Here is a 16,228-nt window from a genome sequence, read left to right on the forward strand (position 1 = left end):
TTTGAAATATTTTAATATACTTTTATTACATTTTTTATTTAATTAAAAATGAACTTAAGCGGCTAGTATCAATTCGTCATTCCACAGGGAATTAGACAATTCATATTAATTATGATTAAAGGGAATACATAATGAAAAGAAAAGTATTGGCTATTATGCTGCCAGCGTTATTAGCAGCAGGCGCGGCGCACTCTGCGGAAATTTATAACAAAAACGGCAACAAGCTTGACCTCTACGGAAAAGTTGACGGTCTGCACTATTTCTCCGACGACGCTTCTGAAGATGGCGACCAAACCTACGCGCGTTTAGGCGTGAAAGGCGAAACGCAGATCAACGATCAGCTGACCGGCTACGGCCAGTGGGAATACAACATTCAGGCTAACACCACTGAAGGTGAAGGCGCTAACTCCTGGACCCGTCTGGGCTTCGCGGGTCTGAAATTTGCTGACTACGGTTCTCTGGACTACGGCCGTAACTACGGCGTTATCTATGATGTCGAAGCGTGGACCGACGTACTGCCGGAATTCGGCGGCGACAGCTACACCCAAACTGACGTCTTCATGCTTGGCCGTACCAACGGCGTGGCGACCTATCGTAACAGCGATTTCTTCGGCCTGGTTGATGGCCTGAGCTTTGCCCTGCAGTATCAGGGTAATAACGAAAACGCTGGCTCCGGCGAAGGCACCAATAACGGCGGTGGTCGTAAACTGGCGCGTGAAAATGGCGACGGTTTCGGTATCTCCTCTTCCTACGATCTCGGCATGGGCATCAGCTTCGGCGCGGCATATGCTTCTTCAGACCGTACCAACAATCAGGTGGCCGCAGCGGCCAACAGCGCTTACGCCGGCGGCGATAAAGCCGATGCCTGGACCGTGGGCGCGAAATACGATGCTAACAACATCTACCTGGCCGCAATGTACGCGGAAACCCGCAACATGACTTCCTTCGGTAAATCCACCAGCTATCTTGGCGGCGGTATTGCCAACAAGACTCAGAACTTCGAAGTTGTTGCCCAGTATCAGTTCGACGATTTCGATTTACCGCTGCGTCCATCTGTCGCTTATCTGCAGTCTAAAGGTAAAGACCTGTACAACAGCGGCGACAAAGACCTGGTTAAATACGTTGATGTGGGTATGACTTACTACTTCAACAAAAACATGTCTACCTACGTTGATTACAAAATCAACCTGCTGGACGAAGACGACTACTTCTACCGCGCCAACGGCATTGCGACAGATGACGTAGTCGCGCTGGGCCTGGTCTACCAGTTCTAATATCCCCTCATTATCAAAGCCTGCCACGTGCAGGCTTTTTTCGTTTTAACGATCGGCTTTTCGCGGCGTCGGCATATATCAATCCACTGAAGTAATTCAAACTTTTGTCATGGGAATGGCTCAATAATACTCTGGCACAGAAGGCAGGATATTTGCCCTCCGGTTGCCGGGTGACCCTCTCTCTTACACTCCCTACATCTCCCCCCCACTCCAGTACCAGAACGGAATACCCTTACAAAAACGATCGTTTTAACCGATCGATTTAACAAAATCGATCTGTCATAACAATTATCCACATGAAAAATACGCCTTTAAAATATCCCCTTCACAGGGAAGGACATTTTGTGACTCTTAAACAGGTAATAACCGAGCTAGCTTATAGCGTGAGGAGCTTTGTCGTGTCGCTTCACAACACGTAAAAACCCTTATGAGAGCATGACTACAGCAGGTTTAGCTGTCTGAAATGCATTGATTGAAAAAACAACAAATTGGTATAGTTACACAGTGAAATTATTTAAATGTAAATACTGCATGCGCTGCGGTAAGAAGCTTAGGTTTTTCGAAAGGTTAATGGCTGAGAAGGATCGTCTCTGTGATGATTGTTGTTCTAAAGTTAGCAAATACATGTATGACAAGAGACATTAAATTTCAGCCGCGATGCAGGAAAACGTCTCAAACTAACATGGATAAGGGCTATGCCATGTAAAATCCCATGGCAAGCGAAGAAAGTTATGGGATTCGTTTTCTCTTAAAATTGCGATATCACTAGCGACTAATACGGATGGTCAATAATATTGTTCAGGTATGCCATTTGGTTGCGATAGCCACGGGCAGCTTTGCCAATAATAATCTCGGTTAGTTGTCAACCATCCTATTAAATTTCACCAGGCATTAAATAATAAAAAGAGGAATAATGGAAACAGCAAAATGCTTACAGCGGTTGGTTATGCCAAACGCCAGGTTTGGTGCATCTGAAAGCATGTACATCAGAGGGAGCCTTTTTTCATTTTCGGAAAATATTATTACCGTATTTCCCGGAGGGAAAATTTCTTTTGATACCTATTACAATGGTTTTTCCACTATTCTCTGGAAAGAAAAATGCGGAATACACGATCTTGCATTCAATGCATCAGGCACTGGCTTAGCAAAAATCAGCGCCTTGCTTATTACAGAAGAAATGTCAAGATATGAACTGGCATCAGCAACCGTGTCGCTGAATAGCCTGTCTCAAGAAATATTCACTCTGGATTTGGCTGACACTCTCAATCGCGGCATTATATATATAGAAATAACTCCGATAAATGGGATTGTCTCCCTTAATAGCGGCGAATGGTTTACCAATCAATCTCCCCGCAGAAAAGTAAAGCTCGGAATATCAATAACACATTTTGACAGAAAAAAATATGTCATCCCCTCAATGATGAGAATAAAGCGAGAAATACTAGAAAATGATGACTATCGCGGACTCATTGACTTTACCGTTATTGATAACTCAAAGAATATAACGGCTCGCGAGGCTAATGGGATTAGGGTTATTCCCAATAAGAATACTGGTGGTGCGGGTGGATTTATGAGAGGTCTACTTCATTACATTGATGAAGGTGATTTCACCCACACATTATTCATGGATGATGATGCAAGTTGCGAAGCCGAATGCATCAAAAAGACATACTCTGTACTGAGTTATGCATTAAACGACAACGCTGCGGTTTCTGGTTCATTATTTACCGGTGTGCGCCCCGATGCTTTAGTTGAAAAAGGTGCATTTTTTGATAGGGTATGTCATCCAATTTACTCAGGGTGGCGGTTAAATGATGTGGAACCCTTGGTAAAAACAGAAACCCTCATGCAATTTCCTAACTATGGCGCGTGGTGGTTCTTTGCATTCCCGATAAATCACGTCAAGAGTTTTGCATTTCCTTTTTTTGTTCGCGGTGATGATATCTTATTCGGCATGATGAACGACTTTGATATATTAACAACAAATGGCATTGCTTGTTATGCGGAGGAAGATTTCTCTTCTAAGACCTCACCGTTGACGGCCTACCTTGATACGCGCAATCATCTTGTAAATATGTTATTTTTTGGCCGACCAGTTAAAGACATAATTGGCACATATATTTCCTTTCATCTGAAAAGCCTGCTTGCTCATCAATATGGTAGTGCAGCCGCCATCAATTTAGCTTTCAAACATGTCTATGGCGATCCTGACTTTTGGAAAAATAATGCAGACATGAAGGATGTTCGTGAAGCATTAAATGCTATAACTTTTAATGAAAAAATGAAACCGATATCTCCTCCAGATAACAGCGTAGAGTTTAAGTGTAATTTCGAAACAAAATCACGGCGACTTTTCAGAATTATTACGTTAAATGGATTTCTGGCGCCTTCAAAAAACAAAATCATTTATCAGGAAAAGACATCAGGCGTGTCACTGAGACAGATTTTCAGGTACAAAAAGGTTTTTTATTACGACCGCGGCAATAAAACAGGCTATATTGCTGAGGCATCAAAAAAACAGCAGGCATCAGGTTTTATTGAGATATTGTTTAATACCTTAAAGATAATCCTTGCATCGAGAACACAGAGAAAAAAATACTCAGAAGTGACTAACAAGCTCACAACAGAAGAATTCTGGAGGAGTATACTTATTCGTCAATAAATTTTCTTACTGGCTATCGATACATCAGGTAATTTTGTAGTTGCAGGGATTGAAGCTTCGATAACCTGCAACTTTTTATGTTAGTCCATTCATTCCGTCACACTGACTTATCAAGATCGTCTATTTACGACAGTAAATTCCGTGAATAACTTTTTGCAGAACTATTATCACCGTACCACTCCAGATGGAGCTTTGCTACTGTAAACTGCCTCTCAAGGCGATTCGGGACGAAATGTGTTCATCATCACCACCTCTATACCGGTAGGTGGGCTACTGACCACACTCTTTCATGTGCCTGCCGGCAAACCTGCTCCCCATACTGAAGCCTCTTAGGGTTGCCGTGAAAAGGATCACGGAGGTGCTATTGAATGGTTAGGGCGTAAACTCAAAATAACCTTGAAAGCGAAAGGCATTTCATAACAGGAAAGTTCGAGCAAAGATAGGCAACGTTTCGCCCACACCCGGTGTAGCAATTATCGAGGATTCAGAAGATGATTATTGATAAAAATATAGCAACGGAATATACCAACAGTATACCAAGTGTGATGGATGTCGTTGAAGGGAATTGGCGTAAGTGATTGAATAGTGGCGGAGAGAGGGGGATTTGAACCCCCGGTAGAGTTGCCCCTACTCCGGTTTTCGAGACCGGTCCGTTCAGCCGCTCCGGCATCTCTCCGCTGTTGAGGTTGCTATAATGCCAGGTTCTTTGGCATTTTAATAGCTCCAGTCCCTTAAATTGAGTTCAAGTGACGACTTTGCGAGCGATATGATGTTTAAATGGCCGTGGAAAGCAGAAGAACAGACAGGTAATGGCGAAATCCCGTGGCAACAAGCGGTTGCCATTCCGGTTTTAGCAAACCTCACTCAACAGGAACAGCAGCAGCTGTGCCAAATGGCAGCTCGTTTTTTACAACAAAAACGTCTGGTGCCGTTACAGGGATTTGAGTTAACCCCACTACACAGCGCGCGTATCGCACTACTCTTTTGCCTGCCGGTACTTGAGCTCGGCCTTGAATGGTTAGATGGCTTCCATGAAGTCTTGATCTACCCTGCCCCCTTTGTCGTTGATGACGAATGGGAAGATGACATCGGCCTGGTGCATAATCAACGCGTTGTCCAGTCCGGCCAAAGCTGGCAGCAAGGTCCCATTATCCTTAACTGGTTAGATATCCAGGACTCTTTCGATGCCTCCGGTTTTAACCTGATCGTGCATGAGGTCGCGCACAAGCTGGATTCGCGTAACGGCGATCGCGCCAGCGGGGTTCCTTTCATTCCCTTGCGTGAAGTCGCTGGTTGGGAGCACGATCTACATGCGGCGATGAACAACATTCAGGATGAGATCGATTTGGTCGGCGAAAGCGCCGCCAGCATTGATGCCTATGCGGCAACCGACCCGGCAGAGTGCTTTGCGGTGCTATCTGAATATTTCTTTAGCGCCCCAGAGCTATTCGCCCCCCGTTTCCCGGCGCTATGGCAGCGGTTCTGCCAGTTCTATCGTCAGGATCCGCTACAACGTTTACGGCAAAACGATCTGCTGGATGAAGACGACGTGCGGGTTGTTCATTAAAAACACGCTTTGAACTAAATTTCGCCAATTGAATCAGCTGGTTAAATTTAGTGTTGACACCAAAATGCGAGGCCAGTAGTATGCGCCTCGTTCACACGATTCCTCTGTAGTTCAGTCGGTAGAACGGCGGACTGTTAATCCGTATGTCACTGGTTCGAGTCCAGTCAGAGGAGCCAAATTTAAAAAGCCTGCTTTTAAGCAGGCTTTTTGCTTTTTAGCCTTCATGCCGTTAAAAACTGGCTTCCACCGCTGAGCTACTAATATTCACCGGCATCCCGGAACGTCTCTGTAACGCTGAATCCGCTCGCCCGACGTTCACGCCAGCTCCCTGCACAAACTCGCGTATTGCCGGGGTATACGGCAGCGGCACTTTGCGGTCTGACTCAAATTCCGAACGATTACGCGACAACGGTTCATGCACTTCCAGCCAGCGGCTGCCGTCCGGCTCGGTGGTGTACTTCACCGGCTGATCGATAATCTGTACTCGCGTGCCGACCGGTACATTATCGAACAAGTATTTAATGTCATCGTTGCGCAGGCGAATACAGCCCTGGCTCACCCGCAGGCCAATGCCAAAATTGGCATTAGTTCCATGAATGGCATACAGCCTGCCGATGTAGATAGCATACAGCCCCATTGGATTATCTGGCCCGGCGGGTACCATCGCCGGCAGGGTTTTACCTTCTTTAGCGTACTCACGACGGGTATTCGCCGTCGGTACCCAGGTAGGCCCTTCCTGCTTACGTTCCACGGTCGTTACCCAGTTACGCGGCGTCTCGCGCCCCGCCTGGCCAATACCGATCGGTAGCACCTCAACGGTATTGCCCTCAGGCGGATAATAATAAAGCCGCATCTCGGCGACGTTTATCACGATACCGCTACGCACGGTAGCAGGCAGGATCAATTGCTGCGGAATAATCAACGAAGTTCCGGATTTGGGTAAATAGACATCGACGCCGGGGTTAGCCTCCAGCATGTTGCTCAGCCCCTGCCCGTACTGCGCGGCAAAGGTTTCCAACGGCTGGGTATTACGCTCGGGCACGCTGATTTTAATCGGACTGCCAACCAGACGACTCCCTTCCGGCGGCAATGGATAACTTACCGCCAATGCGCTGTAGCTGGCCAACATCATCACCAGAGAGCAAAGCAACTTCATACGCCGCACCATCATTTTCCCTTCCTCAGTCGCGACTCACGTGAATGAATTATAGCTGCTTTGACGCCTCCCGCTTGCCTGCTGCCCGCACTCAGATTTGATAATCGATAGCCACTTCCTCCGGCTCCATCGCCTGGCGCTTAATCTCATCCAATGACAACCCGGCATTGCACAGTTCAATGAAACGCCAGACGTAGTTACGCTGTAACTGACCGCGTTTTAACCCCAACCAAACGGTATTGGCATCAAAAAGATGGCGTGTTTCCAGCCGGGTAAAAGTATCCGCTTCGCGAGCATCGCCGGATTGCTCCGCCACCAGCCCCACCCCTAACCCCAGCTCCACGTATGTTTTAATGACATCGGAATCCTGGGCGCTGAGAACGATATCCGGCATCAGTCCTTTACGGGTGAAGGCTTCGTCAATACGCGAACGCCCGGTAATGCCCTGGCGGTAGGTAATTAACGGCCAGCGCGCAATCGCCTCGAGAGTCAGCGGCGTAACCTCAATCAGCGGATGATCTTTCGGTACTAATAAACTGTGGTGCCAGCGGAACCAGGGGAATGCCACCAGCGTCGGGTCGTTACTTAAGCGCTCGCTGGCGATACCAATATCCGCCCCGCCATTGTGCAGTAGCGCTTCGATCTCCTGCGGCGTCCCTTGCACTAACTCCAGCCGCACATCGGGGAAAAGTTCGCGAAAAGCTTTAATCACCGGTGGCAGGCTATAACGTGCCTGAGTATGCGTGGTGGCAATGGTTAATACGCCTGAAGCGTCGTTGGTAAAAAGATCGGCAAGCCGGCGGACATTGCTGGCCTCGTTGAGGATCCTTTCGGCAATAGAGAGCAGCGCTTTACCGGGCTCGGTCATCCCCAGCAAGCGTTTACCGCGGCGGATAAAGATTTCTATCCCCAGCTCTTCTTCCAGCTCACGAATATGGCGGCTGACGCCAGATTGCGAGGTGTACAGCATGTTAGCGACTTCCGTCAGGTTGTAATCCCGACGGGCCGCCTCGCGAATAATTTTAAGTTGCTGGAAATTCACCTTTTCCCCCAGGTCTTCAGACATAACATAATGTCTATTGTTAAAGTCTGTTTACCCGGCAAACAAATAATAAAAACCAGCAACTTATTCCTTAAAAGAATATAACCTAACTGACCAGCTGTAATTCACGATTCTCCAGAGACGGACGACTGACCAGCGACAGCAGGATATCTTTGACCGCCTGCGCTTGAGGAGATAAGCCGCCGCGCGCCGAAGTATTCAGCGATAGCGACAGGCTCATCGACGGCGTGCTGATGCGCGCCATCCAGCCATTAGCCGTCCCACACAGCGCGCGCGCCGCCGATTCCGGCAGTACGGTGACGCCCATACCGCTGGCGATTGCCGCAGTTAACGTGGTGATGGATTCGATCTCGCCAATCACTTTAGCCGACAGGCGGCGTAAGGTGAAAGCCTCCGTAACTCGTGCGCAAACGGCGCTATAGTCGCGGGGTAAGAACAGGCTCATTTCCGCAACGGCTGAAAGATCAACGCTTTGTCCCGGACAGTTTTGCGTGCCGACCAGATACAAATCCTCTTTCAGCAGCGGCTGGCTGACCACGCCCGCCACCGGCGAACGTTCATACAGCACCGCCATGTCCAGTTGGCCGCCAAGCAGCTTGTCATTCAATACGCTGCCGCTGCACTCCTGCAGATATACGTTCACCTCGGGCAGTTCATTACGCACCGTTTGCAACAGCGGCATGGTGATCGCCGAAGCCGCCGTTCCCGGCGCAAGGCCAATTGCCACCTGCCCGCTCAGCGTCTGGCCAACGTTATGTACTGCCAGATGCGCCTGCTCACACTGGCGTAAAATGGTCCGCGCGTGGGTATAGAGAATCTTCCCCGCTTCGGTTGGTGTAACGCCGCGTTTGGTGCGGATCAGCAGTTTCTGCTCCAGTTCACCTTCCAGGGTCGCTACCTGCTGGCTCAGCGCCGGTTGTGCGATATGCAAGACTTCAGCGGCCTGGGTCAGACTGCCGATATCGACGATTTTCACAAAATACTTCAGTCGTCTTAAGTTCATTTTGCCTCCTGTAAGGGAATGCCACTACTGGCCATTAAGTTACAGGGATTTTGCAAGATGCTTGCCAGTTTTTACGTCGTTGGGCCATTGCCCTTCCGGTGCGGCAAAATAAGGGTTTGTGATAATACTGGTGGCTTCCATGAGCGCATGATATGCCCCATTAGGGGTATAAATGCACCATCGTGGTGCATTTCCAGCGAGCTTTGCCATAAAAGGCTTTTGATTGTTGAAATTGTCAGCAGTCGAACGTTTTATGGCGAATCAGCCTTTGACAACACCGCAAGTCATCGATAATATGCGCCCCGTTCACACGATTCCTCTGTAGTTCAGTCGGTAGAACGGCGGACTGTTAATCCGTATGTCACTGGTTCGAGTCCAGTCAGAGGAGCCAAATTTAAAAAGCCTGCTTTCGAGCAGGCTTTTTGCTTTATATTTCACATAACTCTTCTGCTTCGTTCATCACCTGCGATATGGTAGCGCCATACTTGTTTTGCCTGATGAGCCTGCATGTTTATCGTTACCGATATCTTTCACGATCAACCCTTTATTCAGCATGCCGAGTGCGGCTATCTTCGCGCTGACCCGGCGTTAAAATTTTGTCGGGTACGTTTCGCCAGGTCGCAACTACAGGACGCTCTTTTTAGCCAGTACGCCATCCCGCTCCCGCCTTCTCTTACTGGCGCCGTCGCCAAACGTAAAGCCGAATATCTGGCCGGGCGCTATTGCGCGCACTATTTGCTGCGACAATCCGGCTGCTTAGAGCCGGTGTTAATCGCCGCGGACCGCGCGCCAATTTGGCCGGCAGGCTGGCGAGGAAGCGTCTCACATAGCGAAGATATCGCCATCGCGGTGGTTAGCGCCGAGGACGACGGCCTGCATCCAGGGGTCGATATCGAGCATCTGCAACCGGGGGTCATGTTGGAAAGCGCCGATATGTTTGTCTCGAAAACGGAACAGACGCTGCTTTCCTGTTGTGGGCTGGATATGGAGTGGGCACTGCTGCTGGCTTTCTCAGCCAAAGAAAGCCTGTTCAAAGCGCTTTATCCGCGCGTGCAGCAGATGTTTGATTTCGATGCCGCCGCCATGGTCGCTCTCGACCCGGCAAATCAGCGTTTCACGTTGCGCCTTAATAAAACCCTCAGCGACGCCTTCCCCGCAGGTAGCCAGTTCAGCGGCGAGTATTACTTCAGTGAAGGCACTGTTCTTACCTGTCTGCGCTAGCTGTTCATTTCGCCACTTCGGGATTATGATGACGCTAACTATTTGACCTGCATACAGTGATAGATAAATGGATGTCATCGGCATCATTATGTCAGCGGGAAAATCCTCCGTCGACGTAGCGCTTTATACCTTGTTACCCATTATGGTCGTCATGCTGATCATAATGAAATATCTCGAAGTCCGCGGAATTCTCGACATCATCGTGCGCTGGCTGGCGCCGCTGCTGAAGCCCTTTGGGCTGACCGGTATGAGCGCCTTCGCGCTGATTCAGATAAATTTCGTCAGCTTTGCGGCCCCACTTGCCACACTGGCAATTATGGATAAACGCGGCGTCTCTGACCGACAAATGGCCGCCACCCTGGCGATGGTCTTCGCCATGGGTCAGGGCAACGTTTTCTATCCCTTAACGCCGTTCGGCCTGCACTGGCTGGCCGCGATCGCCATTTCTATTATCGGTGGGCTCTGCGCCGCAGCGGTCTGCTGGTACGCCACCGGGCGTAAGTTATCCATTGTCGAGAGCAGCCGGGCAGAAGCGCTCCCGGAAAGCGAACAAAATAATCACGGGCTGATTGCGGTGATCAATAGCGCCGGCGCCGACGCTATCCGTCTGGCGCTTGGCGCCGTGCCGATGCTGATTTTATCGTTGACCATCGTCGGCCTGATGCAGGCGGCCGGCGTCATCGAGATGCTGCAGCGCGTACTGATGCCGCTGCTGCTATGGCTACATATCCCCGAAAACTTCGTCCTGCCCGCGCTGGTGAAATGTGTGGCGGGCGGCACCGCCTATTTCGGGGTTATCTCCGAGCTGGCGCAGCAGGGTAAAGTGACGCTCAGTCAGATTAACGCCTCCGCAGGGCTGCTCATCCAGACCTTCGACCTACCAGGCATCGGCATTTTCCTTGGCGTCAGCTCAAGATTTGTGCGTCTTTTCCGCTTCGTCGCCCCTGCCGCCCTCATCGGTATTGCGCTGCGCACGGTACTGCACACCCTGTGTTTCTGAGAACGACGGCAGACGCTGATTAACCCGCTGCAGCAGGTAGGGGAAAAATGGGTTAGAGGTGGCGCGCATTAACGTATCAAGGCCGACGCTCAGCGTCGCGGTCTCGCCGCGTAGCGAAATGGTGCCAAGGCTAATACCGCTAAGGTTTTTCTCCGTCGGCTCGCGGCCATACAGCGAATCGGTGATGGGGAACGGCACCGCGACATGCGAAAGCGAGTACATATCCTGCGGCCAGGCCAGATGCAGCGCCTGCGTTCTCTCGGCAGTGTGCCCCGCCAGCGTCAGGCGCGCGACGGTATCGAGGGTGTGCGGAGTCGCATTCGTCACGATCGTCGTGGAGTACGGACGCGGCGCCGGAGGTAACAAGGTATTCACCGCCGAATAAGTCGCCGGGCGAAACAGCGCCCGCAGGTTCGCCGCCTGATTAATATCGAAAATCACCAGTTCGCTGCCGTTGTCCGGCAAATAGCGGTATAACGAATCAACCACCGCCCGGGTACTGACTGTAGAATCAATCACCGACTGAAAAGTTAACACCGGCGCGATAGAGGCTAAGCGCTGGCTCTGCGCCGCCTGGATAATCTGTTTTTGCAAGGCCTGGGTCAGCAGCCACGACTGGCGCGCTGCCTTTACCGGAAAGGAATTGTATTTATAGGGATTAAACTCCGGAACGACGTTTAGCCACGCCGCGCGCGCAAAGGCGGGAAATATCGAAGGCAGTCCAGCCAGTCCGGCGAACCGGGCAAAAGCGGTTACGCCAATCATCGGCGATAACAGTATTATCTGCTGCGGCCTGACCAGCGATTTATCGGTCAATTCATCGAGCGCATACTTCAGCGCCAGCGCGCCGCCGTTAGAATATCCCACCAGATGCAGCGGCACATCCCCACCGGCACGTCGCATCGCTTCCCGAACCGCCAGGCGGGTTGTCGCCAGCCATTGCTGCCAATCAACGCGGGTTAATGCGCCCGGCGCGGTACCGTGGCCGGGTAAGCGCGGCGCCACCGCGACAAAACCTTGCCGTTGATACTCTTCCGCCAGATAGCGCACGCTGTAGGGGGAGTCGGTTAATCCATGCAGCAACACCACCGCACCACGCGGTTTGCCGGATGGCAGTAATATAAAGGAGCGATTCCAGTCTGGCGTAAAACGTTGCGGATAGACCAGGCTGTCGCGATAAAAGCGATTTATCGGCGTTTTGTCAGCGGCAGGCAGTTGGTCGCTGACCTCACGCCGCAAATCGGCAAATATCTTATCTTCCCGTTTGAGATAGCTGGCAAAACTGGCGCGGTCGATTTCATCAGCGGTCATCTCATCCCCAGACCAGGTATGCCAGCGCTGCAATGCAGGGCCACGTTCCGATTCATATATTCGTCCGATGAAAAATACCACCGCTACAATAACCGCCGCTGCCAGCGCTTTTTTCGCCAGCGAGACTATCCTTAATCCAGATTGATTCAGAAGCTTGTTAAATCGCATCAAAGCCATAGGTGGTATTTGCCTGTCCCGCTGCATCGCAGAGTTAAGATTTAACAACTTCAGCTAAACGTAAATTAAACCAATGGGTAGTTTCAGTTGTCTTTAAAGCACTAACGCGTCAATCATCATTCTGAGTGTAACAAGCCTGGGTGAAAACATGGAGTGGTGGGTCAAGAAAGTACGGAAAAATGCCTCTACAGCAACAACTTGCGTGGTTCTACAGAGTGGCCAGATCGTGGTAATTGCTGAAATCGAAAGCCGATGCAGACTACAGGAAGGTGATAAGCTAACGCCTGGTCCTAATGCACTTTATTACATCAACAATAACGACGCGGCGACATTAAGAGTGGTAAGCGCAAGTAATTTTAGCGCCGAACGCTGGGCACAGACTGCCTGACCCTGCGCGGCTAAGCTTTTATTATCAACGAGTTTGACTATTTACCCGGGCCTGTAATTTTCCTTCGCCATTTTCACGCTGTAGCATACTATCAACAGTATCAGCAGACCTGAAACAAGGAGCGAATGATGAACCAGAAGGCCGTCAGTCTGACCCCGGAGCAGGCGCTTTCCCAGTTGGAAGCGCAGTATGAAAGAGCGGTTAACGCGTTGCGTAAGGCCATTGGCGAGTACATTCACCACAATATCCTTCCTGATGAAATAGCCCGTGCTGAAGGCTTATTCGTCTATCCTCAATTGTCTGTCTCGTGGGATGGCGCCGAGCACAAAGCCTTAAAAACCCGAGCCTGGGGGCGATTCACCCATGCAGGCTGCTACACCACCACCATTACCAATCCAAAACTCTTTCGCGCTTATCTGCTGGAACAATTAACTCTGCTATATCAGGATTACGGCGCGCATATTAGCGTCGGCAATTCGCAGCACGAAATTCCCTTCCCTTACGTGATTGATGGCTCTGCGCTGACGCTGGATCGCTCGATGAGCGCCGGATTAACGCGTTATTTTCCGACCACCGAACTGTCGCAGATTGGCGATGAAACCGCCGATGGCCTGTTCCACGCCACCGAGTATTATCCGCTGTCGCATTTTGACGCCCGCCGCGTCGATTTTTCACTTGCGCGCCTGAAGCACTACACCGGCACGCCGGTTGAGCACTTCCAGCCGTATGTCTTGTTTACCAACTACACGCGTTACGTCGATGAGTTCGTCAGCTGGGGCTGTAGCCAGATCCTCGATCCGGATAGCCCGTACATTGCCCTCTCCTGTGCAGGCGGGATTTGGATCACCGCCGACACTGAGGCCCCGGAAGAGGCGATTTCCGATCTGGCGTGGAAAAAGCACCAGATGCCGGCCTGGCACCTGATCACTAACGACGGTCAGGGTATTACGTTGATCAACATCGGCGTCGGCCCGGCCAATGCCAAAAATATTTGCGATCACCTCGCGGTGCTGCGCCCTGACGTCTGGCTGATGATTGGCCACTGTGGCGGCCTGCGTGAAAGCCAGTCGATAGGCGACTATGTACTGGCGCATGCCTATTTACGTGACGACCACGTGCTGGATGCGGTGCTACCGCCGGATATTCCCATCCCGAGTATCGCCGAAGTGCAGCGTGCGCTGTATGACGCCACTAAACAGGTTAGCGGCATGCCGGGCGAAGAGGTCAAACAGCGTCTGCGTACCGGTACGGTGGTGACCACCGATGACCGCAACTGGGAATTGCGTTATTCCGCCTCGGCGTTGCGCTTTAACCTAAGCCGTGCGGTGGCCATCGATATGGAAAGCGCCACTATTGCCGCACAGGGCTATCGTTTCCGCGTACCTTACGGCACGCTGCTGTGCGTCTCCGATAAACCGCTACACGGTGAAATCAAGCTGCCGGGACAAGCGAACCGCTTCTATGAAGGGGCGATTTCCGAGCATCTGCAGATAGGGATCCGCGCCATCGATCTGCTGCGCGCCGAGGGTGACCACATGCACTCCCGCAAGCTGCGTACCTTCAACGAACCACCGTTCCGTTAATCCCGGTCAAGCCCTGCGCGCTATTTGCCTAGGGCAAAATTGTACGGATACAGAAAAGCAAAAAGCCTGCTCGAAAGCCGGCTTTTTAAATTTGGCTCCTCTGACTGGACTCGAACCAGTGACATACGGATTAACAGTCCGCCGTTCTACCGACTGAACTACAGAGGAATCGTGTGAACGGGGCGAATACTAACGACCACGCTCAGCCATGTCAAAGATGTTTTTAATAATAGCGACCGTTTGCCGATTTATTCTTCACTTCGACTAAAAAGTAACACTTTTTTAGGATATTCATGACTTTTCTTCCAGCCGAGCCTTTAATCGCGGGTACTTCCTCAGCCAACGCCCGGTGATCATCCGGCGATAGAACAACAGGCCGCGCACCGCCCAGTCAAGCACCATACCCAGCCAGACACCGATGACGCCCATGCCCAGCATGATCCCCAGCGTATAGCCAGCAACCACCCGGCATCCCCACATACCCAGCATCGAAACCCACATGGTGTAACGCACGTCGCGTGCGCCTTTAAAGGCACAGGGCAAGGTCCAGGAAAGCGACCAAATTGGCATAAACAGGGCATTGAGCCACAATAACTCTTTAACCACCACTTTTACGTCTTCTTCGCTGGTGTAGAACGAAGCGATCAAGCCGGCGAACGGTGCGGTGCCCCAGGCAATAAGCGTCAGGATAATAGTCGACAACCAGAACACGAACCAGGCCTGACGTTCCGCCTGGCCGACCTGCCCTTTCCCCAGTCGTTTTCCGGTAATAATAGTTGAGGCCGAACCCAACGCGTTACCCGGCAGGTTAATTAACGAAGCCACCGAGAAGGCAATAAAGTTCCCGGCGATGACGTTGGTCCCCATCCCGGCAACAAACATCTGCGTCAGCAGCTTGCCGCCATTAAACAGTACCGATTCGATGCTCGCCGGGATGCCAATGCCCATCACCTCCCAGATAATGGCAAAGTTAAACGGCTTAAAGTAGCTCTTCAGCGAAATGCGCAGCGCCGGGTTAAAACCTGTCATCAGAACCCAGATGGTTGCCAATGCGCCAATATAGCGGGCAATAGTCAGCCCCAGCCCGGCGCCGACAAAGCCAAGCCCCGGCCAGGAGAAGAGGCCGTAAATCAGGATACTGCTGATAATAATATTGAGAATATTCATCCCACCGTTAATTAACAGCGGGATTTTGGTGGTCCCCGCGCCGCGAAGCGCGCCGCTACCAATTAAGGCAATCGCCGCCGCCGGATAGCTCAGCACTGTCAGCTCAAGATAGGTTAGGGCCAGTGCCTTAACCTGAACCGTGGCGTCGCCGGCAACGATATCGATAATCTGCTCACCAAAGGCGTGAATAATCGCCGCCAGCACGATCGAGAACAAGGTCATGATCGCCAGCGATTGACGCGCGGCCGCCCTCGCCCGCTTTCTATCGCGCTTACCGAGGCTGAAGGCCACCACCACGGTGGTGCCCAGGTCAATCGCGGCAAAAAACGACATAATGACCATATTAAAGCTATCGGCTAAGCCCACCCCGGCCATCGCTTCTTTACCGAGCCAGCTAACAAGGAAAGTACTCAGAACCCCCATCAACAACACGCAGGCATTTTCCAACAGGATCGGTACGGCAAGGGGACTAATTTCACGCCAGTAGAGCACCCGATAGCTCTTGCGTTTTTTAAACCAGGACGTGCGCGCTACGGCCTGGCGTACTGCTGAAGTGACGTTCAAGGGAGACCTTAGTGAGAAGAGTTGAAACAACATTTCAAATGATGATTGAGAACTGCTAATCCTGCAAAGTATTTTTCCTGGTAATTTGTTGG

Annotated in this window: 12 protein-coding genes and 4 tRNA genes; 9 read left to right on the top strand and 7 right to left on the bottom strand. The window is 51.1% G+C overall.

Annotated features, from left to right (window positions below):
• The first annotated feature begins 131 nt into the window (after positions 1-131).
• Positions 132-1,274 carry a porin OmpC gene (gene ompC, locus PGR79_RS04040; RefSeq protein ID WP_213794517.1) on the top strand — a complete coding sequence of 381 codons (1,143 nt, stop codon included), beginning with the start codon at positions 132-134 and terminating at the stop codon, positions 1,272-1,274.
• A 913-nt stretch (positions 1,275-2,187) separates the two neighbouring features.
• Positions 2,188-3,936, top strand: a complete 1,749-nt coding sequence (locus tag PGR79_RS04045) for a hypothetical protein (RefSeq protein ID WP_430921098.1) — start codon at positions 2,188-2,190, stop codon at positions 3,934-3,936.
• 586 nt (positions 3,937-4,522) lie between these two features.
• Here the strand turns inward: PGR79_RS04045 and PGR79_RS04050 are convergent.
• Positions 4,523-4,612: transfer RNA gene (locus PGR79_RS04050), tRNA-Ser, on the bottom strand.
• A 90-nt stretch (positions 4,613-4,702) separates the two neighbouring features.
• Here PGR79_RS04050 and mtfA point away from each other — a divergent pair.
• Together mtfA and PGR79_RS04060 are read left to right on the top strand one after the other, a co-directional pair.
• Positions 4,703-5,503 (top strand): DgsA anti-repressor MtfA, encoded by an 801-nt coding sequence (mtfA, locus tag PGR79_RS04055; RefSeq protein WP_183269054.1) that lies wholly within the window; start codon positions 4,703-4,705, stop codon positions 5,501-5,503.
• Positions 5,504-5,603: 100 nt separating this feature from the next.
• Positions 5,604-5,679, top strand: a tRNA-Asn gene (locus tag PGR79_RS04060).
• Positions 5,680-5,732: 53 nt separating this feature from the next.
• Here the strand turns inward: PGR79_RS04060 and ldtA are convergent.
• The 3 genes from ldtA to nac form a co-directional block, all read right to left on the bottom strand.
• Entirely contained in the window at positions 5,733-6,674 is a 942-nt protein-coding gene (ldtA, locus tag PGR79_RS04065) for a L,D-transpeptidase (protein WP_113373545.1), read from the bottom strand.
• 76 nt (positions 6,675-6,750) lie between these two features.
• On the bottom strand, positions 6,751-7,701 hold the full coding sequence (gene cbl / locus PGR79_RS04070) for an HTH-type transcriptional regulator Cbl (RefSeq protein ID WP_045390486.1): 951 nt from the start codon (positions 7,699-7,701) through the stop codon (positions 6,751-6,753).
• Between the two features lie 106 nt (positions 7,702-7,807).
• Complete coding sequence (gene nac, locus PGR79_RS04075; protein WP_087860503.1) at positions 7,808-8,725, bottom strand: nitrogen assimilation transcriptional regulator NAC; 918 nt, start codon at positions 8,723-8,725, stop codon at positions 7,808-7,810.
• Positions 8,726-9,040: 315 nt separating this feature from the next.
• On the opposite strand from nac, the gene PGR79_RS04080 reads away from it, so the two are divergent.
• The 3 genes from PGR79_RS04080 to PGR79_RS04090 all read left to right on the top strand — a co-directional run bounded on the left by PGR79_RS04080 (position 9,041) and on the right by PGR79_RS04090 (position 10,946).
• A tRNA-Asn gene (locus tag PGR79_RS04080) sits at positions 9,041-9,116 on the top strand.
• 116 nt (positions 9,117-9,232) lie between these two features.
• A complete protein-coding gene (locus PGR79_RS04085; protein ID WP_113373544.1) occupies positions 9,233-9,946 on the top strand; it encodes a 4'-phosphopantetheinyl transferase family protein in 714 nt (237 codons plus the stop codon).
• 67 nt (positions 9,947-10,013) lie between these two features.
• The gene (locus PGR79_RS04090) at positions 10,014-10,946 is read left to right on the top strand and encodes a nucleoside recognition domain-containing protein (protein WP_316424181.1); all 933 of its coding nucleotides are present in this window, start codon (positions 10,014-10,016) and stop codon (positions 10,944-10,946) included.
• Here the strand turns inward: PGR79_RS04090 and PGR79_RS04095 are convergent.
• Entirely contained in the window at positions 10,857-12,434 is a 1,578-nt protein-coding gene (locus PGR79_RS04095; protein ID WP_410477022.1) for an alpha/beta hydrolase, read from the bottom strand. The genes PGR79_RS04090 and PGR79_RS04095 overlap by 90 nt on opposite strands.
• A gap of 148 nt (positions 12,435-12,582) precedes the next feature.
• Here PGR79_RS04095 and PGR79_RS04100 point away from each other — a divergent pair, with 148 nt between their 5' ends.
• Positions 12,583-12,822 (top strand): histidine kinase, encoded by a 240-nt coding sequence (locus tag PGR79_RS04100; RefSeq protein WP_087860499.1) that lies wholly within the window; start codon positions 12,583-12,585, stop codon positions 12,820-12,822.
• A gap of 128 nt (positions 12,823-12,950) precedes the next feature.
• Positions 12,951-14,405, top strand: a complete 1,455-nt coding sequence (locus tag PGR79_RS04105; RefSeq protein WP_015365878.1) for an AMP nucleosidase — start codon at positions 12,951-12,953, stop codon at positions 14,403-14,405.
• 92 nt (positions 14,406-14,497) lie between these two features.
• Here PGR79_RS04105 and PGR79_RS04110 read toward each other — a convergent pair.
• Positions 14,498-14,573, bottom strand: a tRNA-Asn gene (locus tag PGR79_RS04110).
• Between the two features lie 123 nt (positions 14,574-14,696).
• Positions 14,697-16,136 (bottom strand): EmmdR/YeeO family multidrug/toxin efflux MATE transporter, encoded by a 1,440-nt coding sequence (locus PGR79_RS04115; protein ID WP_316424182.1) that lies wholly within the window; start codon positions 16,134-16,136, stop codon positions 14,697-14,699.
• Positions 16,137-16,228 lie beyond the last annotated feature (92 nt).

It is taken from the genome of Klebsiella sp. 141161, assembly GCF_050600815.1.
Taxonomy (GTDB): Bacteria; Pseudomonadota; Gammaproteobacteria; order Enterobacterales; family Enterobacteriaceae; genus Klebsiella; species Klebsiella aerogenes.